The organism is Pseudomonas guariconensis (genome assembly GCF_015680235.1).
GTDB lineage: Bacteria > Pseudomonadota > Gammaproteobacteria > Pseudomonadales > Pseudomonadaceae > Aquipseudomonas > Aquipseudomonas guariconensis_A.
Genome location: NZ_JADLJL010000006.1, coordinates 124,499 through 141,964, shown reverse-complemented (window position 1 = coordinate 141,964; position 17,466 = coordinate 124,499). Strand labels below are relative to the sequence as shown.

At 64.1% G+C, this 17,466-nt stretch carries 16 protein-coding genes; 6 read left to right on the top strand and 10 right to left on the bottom strand.

Annotation, left to right across the window (positions count from 1 at the left end; translation table 11 throughout):
• Positions 1-2: 2 nt before the first annotated feature.
• A complete protein-coding gene (gene ttgA / locus IRZ56_RS07240) occupies positions 3-1,157 on the bottom strand; it encodes a toluene efflux RND transporter periplasmic adaptor subunit TtgA (RefSeq protein ID WP_196144325.1) in 1,155 nt (384 codons plus the stop codon).
• 255 nt (positions 1,158-1,412) lie between these two features.
• Here ttgA and IRZ56_RS07235 point away from each other — a divergent pair, with 255 nt between their 5' ends.
• Positions 1,413-2,045: a TetR family transcriptional regulator gene (locus tag IRZ56_RS07235; protein ID WP_196144324.1), complete on the top strand. Its 633-nt coding sequence runs from the start codon at positions 1,413-1,415 to the stop codon at positions 2,043-2,045.
• A 147-nt stretch (positions 2,046-2,192) separates the two neighbouring features.
• Here the strand turns inward: IRZ56_RS07235 and IRZ56_RS07230 are convergent, their stop codons facing one another.
• On the bottom strand, positions 2,193-3,644 hold the full coding sequence (locus IRZ56_RS07230; protein ID WP_196144323.1) for an MDR family MFS transporter: 1,452 nt from the start codon (positions 3,642-3,644) through the stop codon (positions 2,193-2,195).
• 384 nt (positions 3,645-4,028) lie between these two features.
• Between IRZ56_RS07230 and IRZ56_RS07225 the strand changes: the two genes are divergently transcribed.
• The gene (locus IRZ56_RS07225) at positions 4,029-4,898 is read left to right on the top strand and encodes an isocitrate lyase/PEP mutase family protein (RefSeq protein WP_196144322.1); all 870 of its coding nucleotides are present in this window, start codon (positions 4,029-4,031) and stop codon (positions 4,896-4,898) included.
• 9 nt (positions 4,899-4,907) lie between these two features.
• On the opposite strand, the gene IRZ56_RS07220 is transcribed toward IRZ56_RS07225, so the two are convergent.
• The gene (locus IRZ56_RS07220) at positions 4,908-5,813 is read right to left on the bottom strand and encodes a LysR family transcriptional regulator (protein WP_196144321.1); all 906 of its coding nucleotides are present in this window, start codon (positions 5,811-5,813) and stop codon (positions 4,908-4,910) included.
• A gap of 104 nt (positions 5,814-5,917) precedes the next feature.
• On the opposite strand from IRZ56_RS07220, the gene IRZ56_RS07215 reads away from it, so the two are divergent.
• Positions 5,918-6,793 (top strand): MBL fold metallo-hydrolase, encoded by an 876-nt coding sequence (locus IRZ56_RS07215; protein ID WP_196144320.1) that lies wholly within the window; start codon positions 5,918-5,920, stop codon positions 6,791-6,793.
• 43 nt (positions 6,794-6,836) lie between these two features.
• Here IRZ56_RS07215 and IRZ56_RS07210 read toward each other — a convergent pair whose 3' ends face one another.
• Positions 6,837-7,712 carry a LysR substrate-binding domain-containing protein gene (locus IRZ56_RS07210; RefSeq protein WP_196144319.1) on the bottom strand — a complete coding sequence of 292 codons (876 nt, stop codon included), beginning with the start codon at positions 7,710-7,712 and terminating at the stop codon, positions 6,837-6,839.
• A gap of 113 nt (positions 7,713-7,825) precedes the next feature.
• Here IRZ56_RS07210 and IRZ56_RS07205 point away from each other — a divergent pair, with 113 nt between their 5' ends.
• Positions 7,826-9,463 (top strand): 5-guanidino-2-oxopentanoate decarboxylase, encoded by a 1,638-nt coding sequence (locus IRZ56_RS07205; protein WP_196144318.1) that lies wholly within the window; start codon positions 7,826-7,828, stop codon positions 9,461-9,463.
• A 172-nt stretch (positions 9,464-9,635) separates the two neighbouring features.
• Here IRZ56_RS07205 and IRZ56_RS07200 read toward each other — a convergent pair whose 3' ends face one another.
• A complete protein-coding gene (locus IRZ56_RS07200; protein WP_196144317.1) occupies positions 9,636-10,544 on the bottom strand; it encodes an AraC family transcriptional regulator in 909 nt (302 codons plus the stop codon).
• A 201-nt stretch (positions 10,545-10,745) separates the two neighbouring features.
• Between IRZ56_RS07200 and IRZ56_RS07195 the strand changes: the two genes are divergently transcribed.
• Both IRZ56_RS07195 and IRZ56_RS07190 read left to right on the top strand, forming a co-directional pair.
• Positions 10,746-11,039 (top strand): putative quinol monooxygenase, encoded by a 294-nt coding sequence (locus IRZ56_RS07195; protein ID WP_196144316.1) that lies wholly within the window; start codon positions 10,746-10,748, stop codon positions 11,037-11,039.
• A gap of 65 nt (positions 11,040-11,104) precedes the next feature.
• Positions 11,105-11,338: a hypothetical protein gene (locus IRZ56_RS07190; RefSeq protein WP_196144315.1), complete on the top strand. Its 234-nt coding sequence runs from the start codon at positions 11,105-11,107 to the stop codon at positions 11,336-11,338.
• Here the strand turns inward: IRZ56_RS07190 and IRZ56_RS07185 are convergent, their stop codons facing one another.
• From IRZ56_RS07185 to IRZ56_RS07165, 5 genes are all read right to left on the bottom strand, one after another.
• The gene (locus IRZ56_RS07185) at positions 11,339-11,950 is read right to left on the bottom strand and encodes a flavin reductase family protein (RefSeq protein ID WP_196144314.1); all 612 of its coding nucleotides are present in this window, start codon (positions 11,948-11,950) and stop codon (positions 11,339-11,341) included. It abuts the gene before it with no gap.
• Positions 11,951-12,069: 119 nt separating this feature from the next.
• Complete coding sequence (locus IRZ56_RS07180) at positions 12,070-12,435, bottom strand: heme utilization protein (protein WP_196144313.1); 366 nt, start codon at positions 12,433-12,435, stop codon at positions 12,070-12,072.
• A gap of 253 nt (positions 12,436-12,688) precedes the next feature.
• Entirely contained in the window at positions 12,689-14,008 is a 1,320-nt protein-coding gene (locus IRZ56_RS07175) for an MFS transporter (protein WP_196144312.1), read from the bottom strand.
• Between the two features lie 268 nt (positions 14,009-14,276).
• Positions 14,277-15,611 (bottom strand): sigma-54-dependent transcriptional regulator, encoded by a 1,335-nt coding sequence (locus tag IRZ56_RS07170; RefSeq protein WP_196144311.1) that lies wholly within the window; start codon positions 15,609-15,611, stop codon positions 14,277-14,279.
• The gene (locus IRZ56_RS07165; RefSeq protein WP_196144310.1) at positions 15,605-17,362 is read right to left on the bottom strand and encodes an ATP-binding protein; all 1,758 of its coding nucleotides are present in this window, start codon (positions 17,360-17,362) and stop codon (positions 15,605-15,607) included. The genes IRZ56_RS07170 and IRZ56_RS07165 overlap by 7 nt, the downstream gene beginning before the upstream one ends.
• Between the last annotated feature and the right edge of the window lie 104 nt (positions 17,363-17,466).

Genomic DNA, 17,466 nt, shown 5'->3' with positions numbered 1-17,466 from the left:
GTTTACTCCGCTTTGGCGTCTGCTTTCGCCGCGCTGGCCTGTGCTGGGCCGGCCGGTTTCTTGACGTTGGTGGCTTCGCTGACCTTGACCTCGACCCCTGGCCGCACGAACTGCAGGCCTTCGGTGATCAGGCGGTCGCCCGGGTTCAGGCCTTCCTCGATCAGCCAGTCACTGCCCAGGGTACGGCTGGCCTTGAGCTGGCGCAGTTCGACCTTGTTTTCCTTGTTCACCACCAGTGCGGTCGGCGTACCCTTGAGGTCACGGGTCACGCCTTGCTGGGGCGCCAGGATGGCATTGGCATTGACCCCGGCTTGCAGGCGGGCATGGACGAACATGCCTGGCAGCAGGGTGTGGTCGGGGTTGGGGAAGATCGCACGCAGGGTGACCGAGCCGGTGGTCTCGTCGACCGCGACTTCGGAGAACTCCAGGCGGCCCTGCTGCTTGAACAGGCTGCCGTCCTCGAGCACCAACTGCACCTTGGCGGCGTTGTCGCCGGCCTTCTGCAGCTTGCCGCTCTCCAGGTCACGGCGCAGCTTGAGCAGCTCGGCGGTGGACTGGGTGACGTCGACGTAGATCGGGTCGAGCTGCTGGATGGTGGCCATGGCGTTGCTCTGGCCGTTGCTCACCAATGCACCTTCGGTCACCGCGGAGCGGCCGATACGGCCGCTGATCGGGGCCAGGACCTTGGTGTAGCGCAGGTCGATCTGCGCGCTCTTGAGCGAAGCCTCGGCCTGCAATCGTTTGGCATTGGCGTCGTCGTATTCCTGCTTGGAGACAGCCTGCTCGTCGATCAGCTGCTTGTAGCGCTCGGCCAGGGAACGGGTGGCCTGCAGGTTGGCCTTGGCGTTGGCCAGGTTGGCTTCGTAGACGGAAGGGTCGATCTGGTACAGCTGCTGACCTTCCTTGACCTCGGTGCCTTCCTTGAACAGGCGCTTGAGAATGATGCCATTGACCTGCGGGCGAACCTCGGCCACGCGGAAGGCGGTGGTACGCCCCGGCAGTTCCGAAGTCAGGGTATAGGCCTGCGGCTGGAGGGTAACGACGCCGACCAGAGGAGCCTGCGCCGCAGGCGCTGCTTCTTCTTTCTTACAGCCACTTAGCAGGGTTGCCAGGGCGACGGCGGAAACCAGGGCGGTAACGGCTGGCTTGAATTGCATGAGGATCCTCGGGTCGCTAGAGCTGGGAGACGCTCAAGAATAATGGAAGTGTTTTCAGAAAAGGTGCTATCCGGTGGATAAATAGCTTACTAACGAATATACTTACATTCATGCTTGTTTGTAAATACCGCAAGCGGGTGCAAAGCGCCGCAGCGGATTCGTCGAATAACCCCGGGGCGGGCCTTCAATAGGCCGCCCTGGCCTGAATTACCGCGTGCCGTACGCGCACGCGGGCCATGATGAGGTTGAGCTGCCATGGTCCGTCGAACCAAAGAAGAAGCCCAGGAAACCCGTGCCCAGATCATCGAGGCGGCGGAAAAGGCCTTCTACAAGCGCGGAGTTGCGCGAACCACCCTGGCCGACATCGCGCAGCTCGCGGGCGTTACCCGGGGTGCGATCTACTGGCACTTCAACAACAAGGCCGAATTGGTGCAGGCACTGCTGGACAGCCTGCATGAAACCCATGACCACCTGGCCCGTGCCAGCGAAAGCGAGGACGAACTCGACCCGTTGGGCTGCATTCGCACCTTGTTGCTGCAGGTCCTCAACGAGTTGGTGCTCGATGCCAGGACCCGGCGTATCAATGAAATTCTGCACCACAAGTGCGAATTCACCGATGACATGTGCGAGATCCGCCAGCAACGCCAGAGCGCAGTGCTGGATTGCCACCAGGGTATTGCACTGGCCATGGCCAATGCAGTGCGTCGCGGGCAATTGCCGAGCGACCTCGATGTGCAGCGTGCCGCGGTCGCCATGTTTGCCTATGTCGATGGCCTGATCGGGCGCTGGTTGTTGCTGCCGGACAGCTTCGACCTGCTACGCGATGTGGAGAAATGGGTCGACACAGGGTTGGATATGCTGCGCTTGAGCCCTTCGTTACGCAAATGAGACTTTGTTAATGATTGTGATGAAGTGTTTCCTTCGTACATTAAGACGAAGTTAATGCATTTGCGGAATGGGCCGCTGCGCGGCCCTTTCGCGGCACGAGGCCGCTCCTACGGACGGCGCCGTGCATGACCACGAATCGCGCTGCGCTCACCGCCCCCGCAACTGCCGATCAGGCATGGCCATCGCCGCCACCAGCCCCAGCAACGAGAGCCCGGCACTGGTCATCAACAACAGGCGGAAGGTTTCCATCAACCGCGCCTGGGTGATTGGGTCCGGCTCCCCGGCCTTTAGGCTGCCCAGCAGCGGATTGCCAAGCGCCTCGAAACCACCCTGGTGCAACAAGGCCAGCAACAGGCTGGACATGCATGCCACACCCATCGCCCCGCCCAACGCGCGAAACAGGTTGGTGGTGCTGGTAGCCACGCCGATATCCTTGAGCTCGACCGCGCTCTGGGTGCCCACCAGCGAGGTCGGGAACTGCAAGCCGCAGGCGATACCGGTCAGCAGCATGAACACGGCGCCGAGCAGGGCCGATTGAGGAGGCGTCAGGGCCATCCCGAGGATCGCCAATGGCATCAGCACGAAGCCGATCAGGATCTGTGGCCGATAGCGCCCCGTACGGCTGGTCAGCCGTCCGCCGGTGAAGGCGCCCAAGGGCAGGCCCATGGCCAATGGCAACAGGTAGAGTGCCGCGCTGTCGGCCCCGGCACCGGTGATGCCCTGGTAGCGCAACGGCATCAGCATGGTCAGGGAGATCGACTGGAAGCTGGCGAAGAAGATCGCACACCAGCACAGCACGGCAGTGCGGTTGCCGAACAACTTGAGCGGCAACAGCGGCTCCTGGCAGCGCCGCTCATGGCCGACGAACAGCAACAGGCCGAGCAGGGCGCCGGCCAGCAGGGCCAGGACCGGTGGTGACAACCAGGCGTGGCCCTGGCCGACCAGGGTAATGCCCAGCAGCAGGCTGCCAAGGCCCAGGATCAACAGCAGTGCGCCCAGGTAGTCGACCTGCGCCTCGCGCCGCTGTACCGGCATACCGCCGAGGGCGCGCCGGATCGCCCACAAAGCGAGCAGGCCCAGAGGCAGGTTGATCCAGAACACCCAGCGCCACGACAGGTATTCGGTCAGCCAGCCGCCGAGCACCGGCCCGGCGACGCTGGCCAGGGCGTACATGCTGCTGAAATAACCCTGGTAGCGGCCGCGTTCGCGGGGCGGAACGAAGTCGCCGATGATTGCCTGGCTCACCGAGACCATGCCTCCAGCGCCGATCCCCTGCAGCACCCGCGCCAGCACTAACTGCTGCATGTCCTGGGCAAGGGCGCAGGCCACCGAGGCCAGGGTGAACAGGGCAGTGCCGACGAGAATCATACGCCGACGCCCGTACAGGTCGCCGAGCTTGCCATAGATCGGTACGGCCACGGTCATGGCGACCATGTAGCCGGAAATCACCCAGGCCAGCAGGCCGACGTCGTTGAACTGCGCCGAGATCGCCGGCATGGACACGGCGACGATGGTCTGGTCCAGGGCGCCGAGGAGGATCGCCAGCATCAGAGCGGTGAGGACACTGCGCAGGACAGTCGGGGGCAGGGCGGCAGTCACGTTGTAACCTTTCGAAGTCAATGTCGAAGTGGCGTCGGCAATATTGGGCAGGCGCTGGGCAGGCCCGCATTGTAGCGGAGTTAAGTAGCTTCCTATGTATTATGTGCATCCCCTATGCAAGATCGGCATTGGCGCATTCATCCAGTGCAGCATGGCTGCGTGATATCGTGACTCCACCGCAGCGGCTGAAATACGGGGCCTGCACCAGCATGGTGCAAGGTTTTCCGGCTCCGATTTACCGTCGTTGTATCCCACACCTTCTATTCCTCTGCCTGCATGTCGAGCATGACCGCCCTGATGGCGACGGTTGGAACAGGTCAGGTAGACCCGATTCAGGGGTCGGTAGTCAGCCCGTTCAAATTTTCCTGTTATTGCGGAGTGATCATGCCCAAGGCTTCCCACCACGATCTGCGTTTTGCCTTCCGCGAACTGCTTGCGTCCGGTTCGTGCTATCACACCGCGTCGGTCTTCGACCCCATGTCGGCCCGTATTGCCGCGGACCTTGGCTTCGAAGTCGGTATTCTCGGTGGTTCGGTTGCCTCGCTGCAGGTATTGGCCGCGCCGGACTTCGCCCTGATCACCCTGAGCGAATTCGTCGAGCAGGCCACCCGGATCGGCCGCGTCGCCCAATTGCCGGTGATCGCCGATGCCGACCATGGCTATGGCAACGCGCTCAATGTCATGCGCACGGTGATCGAGTTGGAACGTGCCGGCGTTGCCGCGCTGACCATCGAGGATACTCTCTTGCCTGCGCAGTTCGGGCGTAAGTCCACGGATCTGATCCCGGTGGAAGAGGGCGTCGGCAAGATCCGCGCCGCCATCGAGGCACGGGTCGATTCGGCATTGTCGATCATTGCCCGAACCAACGCCGGCGTGTTGACCACCGAAGAAATCATCGTGCGTACCCAGAGCTACCAGAAGGCGGGCGCCGACGGTATCTGCATGGTGGGGGTGAAGGATTTCGACCAGCTCGAGCAGATCGCCGAGCACCTGACCGTGCCGCTGATGCTGGTGAGCTATGGCAACCCGAACCTGCGCGACGACGCGCGTCTGGCGCGCCTGGGCGTGCGCATCGTGGTCGATGGCCATGCCGCCTATTTCGCCGCCATCAAAGCCACCTATGACTGTCTGCGTCTTCAGCGCGGGCAGCAGAACAAGTCCGACAACCTCAACGCGACCGAGCTTTCGCACACTTATACCCAGCCCGAGGAATATATTCGTTGGGCCAAGGAGTACATGAGCGTCGAGGAGTGACCGGCCTGTTCAGAAATCCTTGTCCCACTCCGGTTCGTCCTGGAACCGCTGCGCCAGGAAGTCCAACATGCTGCGCAGGGTACTCGGCATGTGCTTGCGCGAGGTGTACACCGCATTGAGGCTCAGCTCCCGGGGCCGCGCTTCGGGCAGCAGGCGCACCAGCTCGCCACTGCGCAAGGCCGGTGCGGCCTGGTAGGTCGGCAGCATGGCGATTCCGGCACCCGCCAGGGCGGCCTTCTGCAAGGTCATGGCCTCGTTGGCGCTGATGTTGCCCTGCACCGGCACGGCCACGCTTTGCCCATTCACCTTGAATTGCCACAGGCTGTGCCCGAAATAGGCATGGGTCAGGCAGTTGTGCCGGCTCAACGCCTCGACCTGTTCGGGCACGCCATGTGCGCGCAAGTAGGCCGGGGAGGCGCACACCACCGAGCGGCACACGGTCAGGCGGCGGGCGATCAGGTTCGGGTCCAGGTCGTTGCTGGTGCGGATTGCCAGGTCGATGCGCTCGTCTACCAGGTTGACCGTGCGATCGAGCATCTGCAACTCGACCTTCACCCCCGGGTAGCGCTTCACATAGTCAGCCACCGCATCCACCAACTGGGCTTGGCCAAACGAGGTGCTGACGCTGATGCGCAGCTCGCCGCGTGGTGCTTCGTCAGGCTGTCGCACGGCGGCCTGCAGGTCGCCGGCCAGTTCCAGCAACTGGCGACAGCGGGGCAGGGTTTCCTGGCCGGCGGCGGTAAGGCTGAGCCTGCGTGTGGTGCGCTGCATCAGGCGGGCACCGACCCATTCCTCGAGCTCTGCCAGGTAGCGCGAAACCACTGGCCGCGAGAGCTGCAGGTGATCGGCTGCGGCCGACTGGCTGCCTAGATCGATGACGGTGACGAAGACGCGCATGGCGTTGAGACGGTCCATGATCTGCTCGCTTTCAGAAACAAACTATGTCCAAGCATCGCATTTTTTGTGACGGATCAGGCAACTAAGCTGTTGCCCACTTCTCGCTCACAGGAACAAACACGATGTCGCTGATCAATACGCTGCGCGGCCTGGCCTTGGCCAGCCTAGCCCTGGCCGGCCACGCCCTGGCCGCCGACCCGCTTCACCTGGAGGTCTATAACCCCGGCCATGAAGCCATCTTTCCGGTCAGTTCGGTGATCGTCCGCGGTGAGCACGATGCCATCCTTGTCGATGCCCAGTTCGGCAAGGCCCAGGCCGAGCAGTTGGTCGAGCGCTTGCGCGCCAGCGGCAAGCGCTTGACCACCATCTACATCAGTCACGGTGACCCGGACTACTACTTCGGCCTCGACACCTTGACCCACGCGTTTCCCCAGGCACGGGTGGTCGCCTCGGCTGCCACCGTGGCGCATATCCGCAAGACCATGGATGCCAAGCTGGCCTACTGGGGGCCGCAGATGGGGGCCGATAAGCCTGAGCAACTGGTCGTGCCGCAGGTCCTGGATGGCGATCGCCTGGAGCTGGAAGGCCAGGCGCTGGAAGTCGTGGGCCTGGACGGTCCGCAGCCGGACCGCAGCTTCGTCTGGGTTCCCTCTATCAAGGCAGTGGTCGGTGGCGTGGTCGTGGCGGAGCACATTCACGTATGGATGGCCGATACCCAGACCGCCCAGTCCCATGCCGACTGGCTCAAGACCCTCGAACGTATCGAACAGCTCGGGCCACGTACCGTGATCCCCGGCCATTACTTGGGCCAGAGCAGCCGTTCGCTGGAGGCGGTACGCTTCACGGCCGATTACATCCGTGCCTTCGATACCGAAACGGCCAAGGCCACCGATGCCGCCGCGCTGGTCAAGGCGATGGAGCGACGTTACCCGAATCTTGCCGATGGCAGCTCACTGGAACTCAGCGCCAAGGTGGCCAAGGGGGAGATGAAGTGGTGATGGGCGTTGCCTAGCCTCCAGCTACTCAAGACTTACGCTGCATTCACTGACGAGCTCGCCCTTCGAGCCAGTCCATCAGTTCGCCCAACCCCGCGGGCATGTGCTTCGAAGGGCTGACCAGGTAGTACCCTTTGCCGGTCAGCACCTTCAGCCCGAACGGCATGCACAGCCGGCCACTGCGCAGGTCATCGCCCACCAGCGCCCAATCCCCGATCGCCACGCCGGTGCCCTGGGCTGCCATGGCCATGGCCATGTCCAATGTCTCGAAATGCTGGCGAGGCCCGTGGGGCACGATGTCGGTGCCCGTCGCCTGCAGCCAGAGCTGCCAGTCGTGTTCGTCCCGGGAAGGGTGCAGCAGCATGTGCCGCTCAAGGTCATGTACCTGGGCCAGGGGCAGCGCGCCTTCCAGCAGCGACGGTGCACACACCGGGGTCAGTTGCTCGTCGAACAGCTTGCGCACCTGCAGGCCGCCGTTAGGCTGCGCGCCGTAGACCACCGCGGCGTCGAAGCCTTCGCGGCGAAAATCCACACCATGTTGGACAGTGGTGGTCAGCTCCACCGGCACATCCGGGCGCAGGGCCTGCCATTCCATAAGCCGCGGCAGTAGCCAGCGCATCACGCAGGTAGGCGCCTTGAGCTGCAGCGTGCTATTGCGTTCGCCGACCTCACGCACGCCTTGCTCGATCAATGCGAACACCTGCTGCACCCGAGGCAGCCAGTCCTGGCCCTCGCGGGTCAGGCTCAGGCCACGGGCCTGGCGCTGGAACAGCGGATAGCCGAGGTGTTCCTCGAGGCCGGCGATCTGCCGGCTCACCGCGCCCTGGGTAATGTGCAACTGCTGCGCTGCACGGGTGAAATTGCAGTGCTGGGCGGTGACCAGGAAGGTATGCAGGGCGGGCAAGGGCGGCAGGCGTTTCATTGTCGTAAGCCATGATCCAGGGACATGGCTAGTATGTGTTTTTTTGCATTGTGGCGATAGCCGCGCCTTGCTTCCATGGGCACCTGAACTCAACAAGAACCAGGGTAATTCCAATGGCAACCTGTGGCGAAGTATTGGTCAAACTCCTCGAAGGCTATGGCGTGGACCATGTCTTCGGGATTCCCGGCGTGCATACCGTGGAGCTCTACCGTGGCCTGGCGGGCTCCTCGATCCGGCACATCACGCCGCGCCACGAGCAGGGCGCCGGGTTCATGGCCGATGGCTATGCCCGCACTCGGGGCAAGCCGGGGGTGTGCTTCATCATCACCGGCCCCGGCATGACCAACATCACCACCGCCATGGGCCAGGCCTACGCCGACTCGATCCCTATGCTGGTGATCTCCAGCGTACAGTCGCGCGACCAGCTCGGTGGTGGGCGCGGCAAGCTGCATGAGCTGCCTAATCAGAGCGCACTGGTCGGTGGCGTGGCAGCGTTTTCCCAGACCCTGATGAGTGCCGATGACCTCCCGCAGGCCCTGGCCAGAGCCTTCGCCGTGTTCGACGGTGCCCGGCCGCGCCCCGTGCATATCGAGATCCCGTTGGACGTGCTGGTCGAGCCTGCCGACCATTTATTGCCCGCTCGGCCGGTGCGCACCACGCGTGCTGGTGCCTCGCCCCGCATGGTGGCGCAGATGGCCGAGCGCCTGGCCCTGGCCCGGCGGCCACTGATCCTGGCGGGCGGCGGCGCCCTGGCAGCTGGCCCGGCCCTGGCGGGGCTTGCCGAGCACCTGCAGGCCCCGGTGGCGCTGACGATCAACGCCAAGGGCTTGTTGGCGTCTAACCACCCGCTGCAGATCGGCTCGACTCAGTCGCTGCCAGCCACCCGTGCCCTGGTCGCCGAAGCTGACGTGGTGCTGGCCATCGGCACCGAGCTGGCTGAAACCGACTACGATGTGACCTTCAAGGGCGGCTTCGAGATCCCCGGCAGCCTGTTGCGCATCGATATCGACCCAGACCAGACCGTGCGCAACTACCTGCCGGAGCTCGCCCTGGTGGCCGATGCCGAGCAAGCGGCGCAGGCCTTGCTCGCCGCCCTGCGAGCGTTGCCGCAGCCTGCGCGAGGTACTGATTGGGGCGTCGGTCGTGTGGCTCGCCTGCGCCAGGACCTGGCGGCAGGCTGGGACCAGCCGACCTTGAGCCAGACCCGCCTGCTCACGGGTATCCTGGCGACATTGCCCGATGCGATCCTGGTGGGCGATTCCACCCAACCGGTATACACCGGCAATCTGACCCTGGACATGGACAGGCCGCGGCACTGGTTCAACGCCTCGACCGGCTACGGCACCCTGGGTTACGCGTTGCCTGCGGCCATGGGCGCCTGGCTTGGCAGCGCGGCACATGCCGAGGAGCGTGCGCCAACGGTGTGCCTGATCGGCGATGGTGGCTTGCAATTCACCTTGCCGGAGCTGGCCAGCGCGGTGGAAGCACAGGTGCCGCTGATCGTGTTGCTGTGGAACAACCAGGGGTACGAGGAAATCAAGAAGTACATGGTCAACCGGGCCATCGAGCCGGTGGGCGTGGACATTCATACCCCGGACTTCATCGGCGTGGCCCACGCCTTGGGCGCTGTGGCGCAGCAGGTAGGCGATGTGGCGCAGTTGCAGGCAGCGTTGAAGCATGCAGTGGAGCGCCAGGGCCCGACGCTGATTCAGGTCGACCAGACGCAGTGGCAGGCGGCGGTGGGGGGCTGACGTTCAGCGCAGGGCATTACCGCCCAATCGCGGGACAAGCCCGCTCTCATAGAACAACGCATAACTATTTGATTTTGCGGGCCTTGTGGGAGCGGGCTTGCCCCGCGATCAAGGGCGAAGCCCTTGCCCGGTAGGGCCGCCCGATCGCAGGACTGGCCCCACAACCCCCTGTTCAGCCCGTATTGCCGCGCAATCGCGCCACATCGCGAATCGGCGGCGCGCCGTACAACCGGCTGTACTCGCGGCTGAACTGCGAAGGGCTTTCGTAGCCCACCCGATACCCGGCCACCGCCGCTTCCATACCGTCATTGAGCATCAGCCGCCGTGCTTCCTGCAGGCGCAGTTGTTTCTGGTACTGCAATGGGCTCATCGAGGTCACGGCCTTGAACCGGTGGTGCAGCGTCGAAGTGCTCAGGTTGACTTCCCGCGCCAGCTCCTCGATGCGCAAGGGCAGGTGGTAATGTTGCTTCAACCACGTGATGGCCTGGCTCACGCGGTGGGTCTGGCTGTTGGCCAGGGCGATTTCATATAGGCGATGGCCCTGAGGGCCACGCAGCAACCGGTACAGGATCTCGCGGCGGATCAGCGGCGCCATGACCGGGATATCTCGCGGCGTATCGAGCAGGCGCATCAGGCGTATCAAGGCATCGAGCAACTGCGGGTCACTCTTTTCCACGTACAAGCCTCGGCCAGAAGGCCGGTTGGGTACCAGCATCGGCCCGCTTTCAGCGATCAGCTGGCTGATCTGGGTCGGGTCGATGTCCAGGCGCAGGCCCAAGGTGGGGTTTTCCGGGCTGGCATCCAGGCGCGCGGCGCTGATCGGCAGGGTCACCGACACCACCATGTAGTGCAGCGGGTCGTAGGCGTATTGCTCATCGCCCAGGAACAGGCTCTTGCTGCCTTGGGCCAGGATGCACAGGGCGGGCTGGGCCAGGGTCGGCATCGAGCGGATGTTTTCGCGATAGGCCGTGGGGTAGAGGTCATCGATGGCCGATGCCGGGCCATTGGGTTCGCCAGCATGGCGCAGGATCAAGCCGGCCAGTTCCTGGCGCTGCGATTCCAGTGCGGGGTCGATGGGCATGGGGCGGTTTCCTCTATGGACCGACGCAGCATAGGTTTGGGCAAGGGCAGGCGCTAGTCTAAAGCTGCACCTCGATTGCCTGATCCTGTCGCGCGGCAGGATCAGGCAATCGAGCGACAGTAATCGCCTAACCACGCGCGCAGGCGAGGGCCTAACCTTGGCAGCCTGGTTTCATTGCCCCCTCGTTCATGGAGATCGATCATGACCCTGTCACAACCGGTCACTCACCTGGCTTTCATCCGCGCCAGCAATGGTCGCTCGGCAGAGCTGGGCGCGCGCCTTCGTGACCTGCTGGAACCGTCGCTGCGAGCGCCGGGTTGCCTGAGCTTCGTCGTGCAGCAGTCCCAGGCCGATGGCGACCTTTGGCTGCTCAGTGGCAGCTGGAGCGACCAGCAGGCGATGAGCGGCTATTTCGCATCGCCCACCCTGGACGTCTTCGGTGAGTTGGTGCAGGCCCAGGTGGTCAGCAGCCTGGACCTGCACACCTTCGCCTGAGGCCCGTCGTCACTGTAACGGGTGCGGTAGAATGCCGCCCTTTGACCTAGACACGGATTTGCACGATGGCACGTAGAGAGTTTCCTCGTTTCGAAGCGGTTTCGGCGATGGTTCCCGTCGAAGGTGGCGGCTACAACGCGGCGATTGCCGTGAAGGGGCTAGGCGCCGGTGGCGCGCCGCGCTTTTACAAGGTACTCGACGGCCAGGTGTTCAAGAGCGCAGTGGCGGCCGATGAGGCCGCCTGTGCCGAGCTTGCGCGCCTGCAGGGCGTCAGCGAGGAGGGCGAGCTGCTCTGGTGATCAGCCGTTGACCTGGGGCCGGGTCATCTTGAACAGGTTGCCCAGCTCGAAATAGTCCGCAGGGCCGCCGCCGCGCAGGATCGGCTCGGCCGCCGCGGTGTCGTAGATGCCGTCCTTGAGCAAGTGCTCGGCGATGTGCACCGCCACCACTTCCCCAAGGATCAGCCAGCTCGGCACTGGCGCCTGGTCGGCGCGCTTGAGCTGGACGATCTGGCTCACCTTGCATTCGAAGGCCACCGGGCTTTCGCCTACCCGGGGTACCTCGACCACACGTGAAGCGCTCGGGGTCAGGCCGCTGAGCACGAACTCATCCACATCCGCAGCCACGGCCGCACAGCTCTGGTTCATCTGCTCGGCCAGCGGGCGGGTCGCCAGGTTCCAGACGAATTCGCCGGTCTGTTCAATGTTGTTCAGGCTGTCTTTGCGCCCGACGCTGCAGAAACCGATGATCGGTGGAATGTAGTTGAAGGCGTTGAAGAAACTGTAGGGCGCGAGATTCAGGCGACCTTCGGCATCCTGGGAGGAGATCCAGCCGATGGGCCGTGGGCCGACGATGGCATTGAAGGGGTCGTGGGGCAGGCCGTGGCCTTTGGCGGGTTCGTAGTAATACATCTGCGCAAGGCCTATGGGCCTTTCCTGTGTGTGGACGAAGCGCCTAGTTTGCCAAGGCTTGGCCTGGCTGGAAATGATCGAGCCCGGCCGAAGCCGGGCTGGGTACTCATCTTCAGTGATCAGCTGAAGCGGTGGGCGTTGGTGCGTTCGAAGCCGTTTTCCGCGAAGCGTTGGCCTCCGGTGCGGTCGAAGCCATCTTCGGTGAAGCGTTGGCCGCCGGTGCGGTCGAAGCCATCTTCGGCGAAGCGTTGGCCGCCGGTGCGGTCGAAGCCATCTTCAGCGAAGCGCTGGCCGCCGGTGCGGTCGAAGCCGTCTTCAGCGAAGCGCTGTGCGCCGGTGCGGTCGAAACCATCTTCTGCATAAGTGGCCGACTGGGTTTGGACGGCGCTGAAGGTGTGGGCGTTGGTGCGGTCGAAACCGTCTTCGGCGAATGCACCGGTAGCCAGTGCCGACAGAGCCAGGGTCAGGATCAGTTTGCTTTTCATGGTCGTTGCTCCAGTGGAATCGTGGGGTTGTTTGTTTCTATGGGTTCAATGCTACGCCGATTTAATTGATAAAAAAGCGCAAAAACTAGCGATAAAAAATCGATTTATTCGATTTTTTTGGGGTCGCAGTGCCTCGCTTTGAAGCGGATCGGATCGAGTGGTGAGCGCCGCTTTTATCGAAGAAATGAGCCGGACGAAAAAAGGGGCGCCCCGTCAGACGGGGCGCCCCTTTGGTGCAGGGTACTTGTGAGGATCAGTCAGTCACGATCCGCGAGTGCTTGGCGGTGTCCTTCATGGTGGCATACACCAGCAGAGAACAGGCGATGCAGGCGGTGACGTACCAGTAGAAGCCGGTCTCCATGCCGTGGCTCTTGAACCACAGGGCCACGTACTCGGCGGTGCCGCCAAAGATCGATACGGTCAAGGCGTAGGGCAGGCCGACGCCCAGGGCACGAATCTCGGTGGGGAAGAGCTCGGCCTTGACCACGGCGTTGATCGAGGTATAGCCGCTGACGATGATCAGCGCCGCCATGATCAGGAAGAAGGCGCCCCACCAGGTTTGCACGGTGTGCAGGGTGCTCAGGATCGGCACGGTGAACAGGGTGCCCAGCACACCGAAGGCGATCAGGATCGGGCGGCGGCCGATCTTGTCGGACAGCCCGCCGATCACCGGCTGCAGGCACATGAACAGGAACAGCGTGGCCGCCGAAATGGTGGTCGAGTCGCTGATGCTCATGCCCACGGTGTTGACCAGGTACTTCTGCATGTAGGTGGTGTAGGTGTAGAACGCCAGGGTGCCGCCCATGGTCAAGCCGACCACGGTCATCAGTTCCTTGGGGTGGCGCAGCAGGGTGCGCATCAGGCTTTCCTTGGCCTTCTCCTTCTTGGTGAAGGAGCTGGTTTCTTCCATGCCACGACGCAGGTACAGGGCGACCACCGCGCACAGCGCGCCGATCACGAACGGTACGCGCCAGCCCCAGGCATACAGCTGCTCGGTGGTGAGGGTCTGCTGCAGGATGATCAGCACCGCCAGGGCGATGAGCTGGCCGGAGATCAGCGTCACGTATTGGAAGCTGGAGAAGAAACCACGGCGGTCCTTGCTGGCCATTTCGCTGAGGTAGGTGGCCGAGGTGCCGTATTCACCGCCGACCGACAAACCTTGCATCAGGCGTGCTAGCACCAGGAGGATCGGCGCAGCCACACCGATGGTTTCGTAGCCTGGGGTCAGGGCGATGACCAGGGAGCCAGCGCACATCAGCAGCACCGAGGCCATCAGTGCGGCCTTGCGGCCCTTGCGGTCGGCGTACAAGCCCATCAGCCAGCCACCGATCGGGCGCATGAGGAAGCCCACGGCGAAGATGGCAGCGGTGTTGAGCAATTGTGCGGTGGTGTCGCCGGCCGGGAAGAAGGCCTTGGCGAAGTACAGCGAGAACGCGGCGTAGACGTACCAGTCGTACCATTCGACCATGTTGCCGATGGAACCACTGAAGATCGACTTGAGGCGGCTGGCGGTGGTTTTTTCCGCGGCGGGCGCGGCGACCGCCCCGGAGGGCAGGGTGCTGGCGTTATCCATCAGGGGATACCTTCTCGTTGTTTTTGTGGGAGCGCGCCTGGGCGCGGCTTGAGAAGGCGATTGCAGAAGGTGTGCCAAATGGTGCAACGGGGGCGCAGCGCGCCCCATTGCGGGGCAAGCCCGCCCCTACAGGTCCCTGAAATCCAGGCATTCGCGCCCCCCCTGTAGGAGCGGGTTTGCCCCGCGATGGCTGCGCAGCAGCCCCCATCCGATCACTCGGATAAGCAATATCTTGCTCACTCAGGCAAAACGATAGGCAAGAATCCGCCTATTCCCGCTCGATAAAATCCTCCCGCACCAACCCATGGCGCTGCATTTTTTCGTTCAGCGTACGCCGCGGCAGCTGCAAGGTTTCCATTACCGCCTTGATTTCGCCCTTGTGCTGACGCAGGGCTGCCCGCAGGCACTGGGCTTCGAATGCTTCCATCTGCCCAGCCAGGGATTGCCCGTCCGGCGCCGCTTCGACGTTGGGCGCGTCCAGCCCCAGGGCATGGCGCTCGGCGGCATTGGCCAGCTCGCGTACGTTGCCCGGCCAGTCATGGGCCAGCAGCCGCGCCAGTTGCACGCCCGAAAGGGGCGGTGCGGTGCGGCCCAGGCGTTCGGCCGCGGCCCGGGCAAAGTGCTCGAACAGCAAGGGGATGTCTTCGCGCCGTTCGCGCAAGGGGGCCAGGCGCAGCTCGGCGACGTTCAGCCGGTAGGCCAGGTCTTCGCGGAACCGTCCGGCCCGGGCCTCTTCCAGGAGATCCGGCTTGGTCGCAGCGATGATCCGCAGATCGACGCTGATGCTCTGGTTGGCGCCCAGCCGTTCCAGCTTCTGCTCCTGGATCACGCGAAGCAGTTTGGCCTGCTGGGCCAGGGGCATGCTCTCGATTTCGTCCAGGAACACCGTGCCACCATTGGCGTATTCCAGCTTGCCGATACGCTTGCCCTGGGCGCCGGTGAAGGCGCCGCTTTCGTGACCGAACAGCTCGGCCTCGAACAGTGACTCGGGGATCGCTGCGCAATTGAGGGCCACGAACGGCTTGTCGGCACGCGGGCCGAAGTCGTGCAGGCAGCGGGCGACGCGCTCCTTGCCGCTGCCGGTTTCACCGCGCACCAGCACATTCACCGGCAGGCTGGCCAGGTCCAGGACCTGCCGGCGCAGGTTCTGCAGGCCTTGGGACATACCCAGCAGCGTGCCCTCCAGCCGCGACTTGAGGTCGGCCTGTTGATGCAGGCGCCGGTTCTCCAGCACCAGCTGGCGTTTCTCCAGCGCACGGCGTAGGCTGCCCAACAGGGTCTGTGGCGTGAAGGGCTTTTCCAGGAAGTCGTAGGCGCCGCTGCGCATGGCCTCGACCGCCATGGGCACGTCGCCGTGGCCGGTGAGCAGGATCACTGGCAGGTCCGGGTCCTGTGCCTGCAGTCGCTCGAGCAACTGCAGGCCATCGATGCCCGGCATGCGCACATCGCTGACGATCACCCCCGGGAAATGCGCCGGCAAGTGCGCCAGGCATTCCTCGGCACGGGCGAACAACTGGACGCTGAAGCCGCTGAGGCTCAGCCACTGTTCCACCGCGGTGCGGATACTGGTTTCGTCATCGACGACGATCACCGAATTCAACATACGGGCTCCTGGTCACGGGGCAGGGTGAAGCTCAGACGTGCACCGCCCGGCAGGTTCTCGGCCTGCAACTGGCCGCCGGCCTCCTGAACGATACCGTAGGAGATCGCCAGGCCCAGGCCAAGCCCTTCGCCCACCGGCTTGGTGGTGAAGAAGGGGTCGAAGACCTTGCTCAGGTCCGCCTTGGGGATGCCGCCGCCGGAGTCGATCACGCTCAGCCGCCACTGGCCGTTGTCGGCTTCGATGCGAATCTCCAGGCGTTTGTAGCGTTTATCGGCCATGGCGTCGAGGGCGTTGCGCAGCAGGTTGATCAGCACCTGCTCGAGGCGGATCGCGTCGCCACGGACCCAGGCCGGGCGCGCCAGGTACTGTGCGACCTCGACACCTTCGTCGCGGATGCGCGCCTCGAGCAGATGCAGGGCCTGGTCGACCACGGTCGCCAGGTCCAAACGCTCGCGCAGGCCACCCGGGCTATTGCGGGCGAAGGTCTTCAGGTGCCCGGTCAGTGCTGCCATGCGCTTGAGCATCTGTTCAAGGGGCTCCAGGGCGCGGCGGGCTTCGTCGATGCGGCCATGGTCGAGCAGCAGGCGCAGGGTTTCCAGTTGCATGCGCTGGGTGGTCAGGGGTTGGTTGATTTCATGGGCCAGGGCCGCAGACATCTGCCCCAGCGCGGCCAGCTTGGTCGATTGCACCAGGCCTTCCTGGGCGGTACGCAGCTCACGGGTGCGTTCTTCCACCAAGCGCTTGAGCTCGTCGCGGCTGCGCTTGCGCAAGCGGGCCAGGCGCAGGCGTTGGCTGACGAACAGCGCGGCGAACACCAGGGTCAGCCAGATGGCCGCGGCGGCCAGGGCGGCGTTGCGGCCATCGGCGCTGACCTGGGGCTTGCGCAGCAGGTGCAGGGTCCAGCCTTCGGCTTCCAGCGGCAGGCTTTCCCACAGGTATTCGGCACTACCCTCCGGGCCTTGCACCCGACTCAGGCGGCTGTTGTCGCCGAAATCGGTCAGCACCTGATGCTGCAAGGGCACCAGGGGTTGCTTGTCGTACTGCCGGGTTTCGGCCAGCTCGGCGCGGTCGGCGCTGGAGAGCGGTTGCAGTTCGCGGTAGCGCCAGCCGTCCTGGTTGGCGATGAAGGTGATGCCACGGGCATCGCTGACCAGCAGGATGTCACTGCCCTGGCGCCATTCGCGCTCAAGCTCGGGGAACTCCAGCTTGACCACCATCGCCCCAAGGAATCGTCCCTGCTCGTCGTTGACCGCGCTGGCCAGGAAGTACCCCGGCACGCCGCTGGTGACGCCGACCGCATAGAAGCGGCCGCTGCCGTGGGTGCGGGTCTGCTTGAAGTAGGGGCGAAAGCCGTAGTTGGAGCCGACGTAGGTGGTCGGCAGGCGCCAGTTGCTGGCGGCTATGGCAAGGCCGGTACGATCGAGCAGCTCGAGGGTCGAGGAATTGGCGGCGCCATTGATCCGTTCGAGCTTGTGGTTGAGAGCATCCTGCACAGGCGCGTTGACCGGGCCGCGCAGGGCGGCGATCAGCTCCGGGTCCAGGGCCAGCACGGCCGGCAAGGCGCGGTAGCGTTCGATCAGAGTGTGCAGGGCATTGGCGTACAGGGTCAGCTGCTGGCTGGCCCGGCGGGCGTCGGTCTCCATGGCCTGGCGCTTGGCTTGGTGCATCGCCCAACCGGCGCTGAGCGCGGTGCCGACGAGGATCACCATTAGGATCATGGCCAGGCGCAGGGTACGGAAGGAAAAAAGCATGAGGCAGGTCCTTGGCCTGTGCGGCTGTTTGACAGTGACACGGCGGGCTTCATCGCGGGGCAGTCCCGCGCCTACAGGAACAGCGTCATCCCTGTGGGCGCGGG

Coding starts and splice junctions, on each gene's coding strand:
- ttgA (WP_196144325.1), bottom strand. CDS start 1,157: ATGCAATTCAAGCCAGCCGTTACCGCCCTGGTTTCCGCCGTCGCCCTG.
- IRZ56_RS07235 (WP_196144324.1), top strand. CDS start 1,413: ATGGTCCGTCGAACCAAAGAAGAAGCCCAGGAAACCCGTGCCCAGATC.
- IRZ56_RS07225 (WP_196144322.1), top strand. CDS start 4,029: ATGCCCAAGGCTTCCCACCACGATCTGCGTTTTGCCTTCCGCGAACTG.
- IRZ56_RS07220 (WP_196144321.1), bottom strand. CDS start 5,813: ATGGACCGTCTCAACGCCATGCGCGTCTTCGTCACCGTCATCGATCTA.
- IRZ56_RS07215 (WP_196144320.1), top strand. CDS start 5,918: ATGTCGCTGATCAATACGCTGCGCGGCCTGGCCTTGGCCAGCCTAGCC.
- IRZ56_RS07210 (WP_196144319.1), bottom strand. CDS start 7,712: ATGAAACGCCTGCCGCCCTTGCCCGCCCTGCATACCTTCCTGGTCACC.
- IRZ56_RS07205 (WP_196144318.1), top strand. CDS start 7,826: ATGGCAACCTGTGGCGAAGTATTGGTCAAACTCCTCGAAGGCTATGGC.
- IRZ56_RS07200 (WP_196144317.1), bottom strand. CDS start 10,544: ATGCCCATCGACCCCGCACTGGAATCGCAGCGCCAGGAACTGGCCGGC.
- IRZ56_RS07195 (WP_196144316.1), top strand. CDS start 10,746: ATGACCCTGTCACAACCGGTCACTCACCTGGCTTTCATCCGCGCCAGC.
- IRZ56_RS07190 (WP_196144315.1), top strand. CDS start 11,105: ATGGCACGTAGAGAGTTTCCTCGTTTCGAAGCGGTTTCGGCGATGGTT.
- IRZ56_RS07185 (WP_196144314.1), bottom strand. CDS start 11,950: ATGTATTACTACGAACCCGCCAAAGGCCACGGCCTGCCCCACGACCCC.
- IRZ56_RS07180 (WP_196144313.1), bottom strand. CDS start 12,435: ATGAAAAGCAAACTGATCCTGACCCTGGCTCTGTCGGCACTGGCTACC.
- IRZ56_RS07175 (WP_196144312.1), bottom strand. CDS start 14,008: ATGGATAACGCCAGCACCCTGCCCTCCGGGGCGGTCGCCGCGCCCGCC.
- IRZ56_RS07170 (WP_196144311.1), bottom strand. CDS start 15,611: ATGTTGAATTCGGTGATCGTCGTCGATGACGAAACCAGTATCCGCACC.
- IRZ56_RS07165 (WP_196144310.1), bottom strand. CDS start 17,362: ATGCTTTTTTCCTTCCGTACCCTGCGCCTGGCCATGATCCTAATGGTG.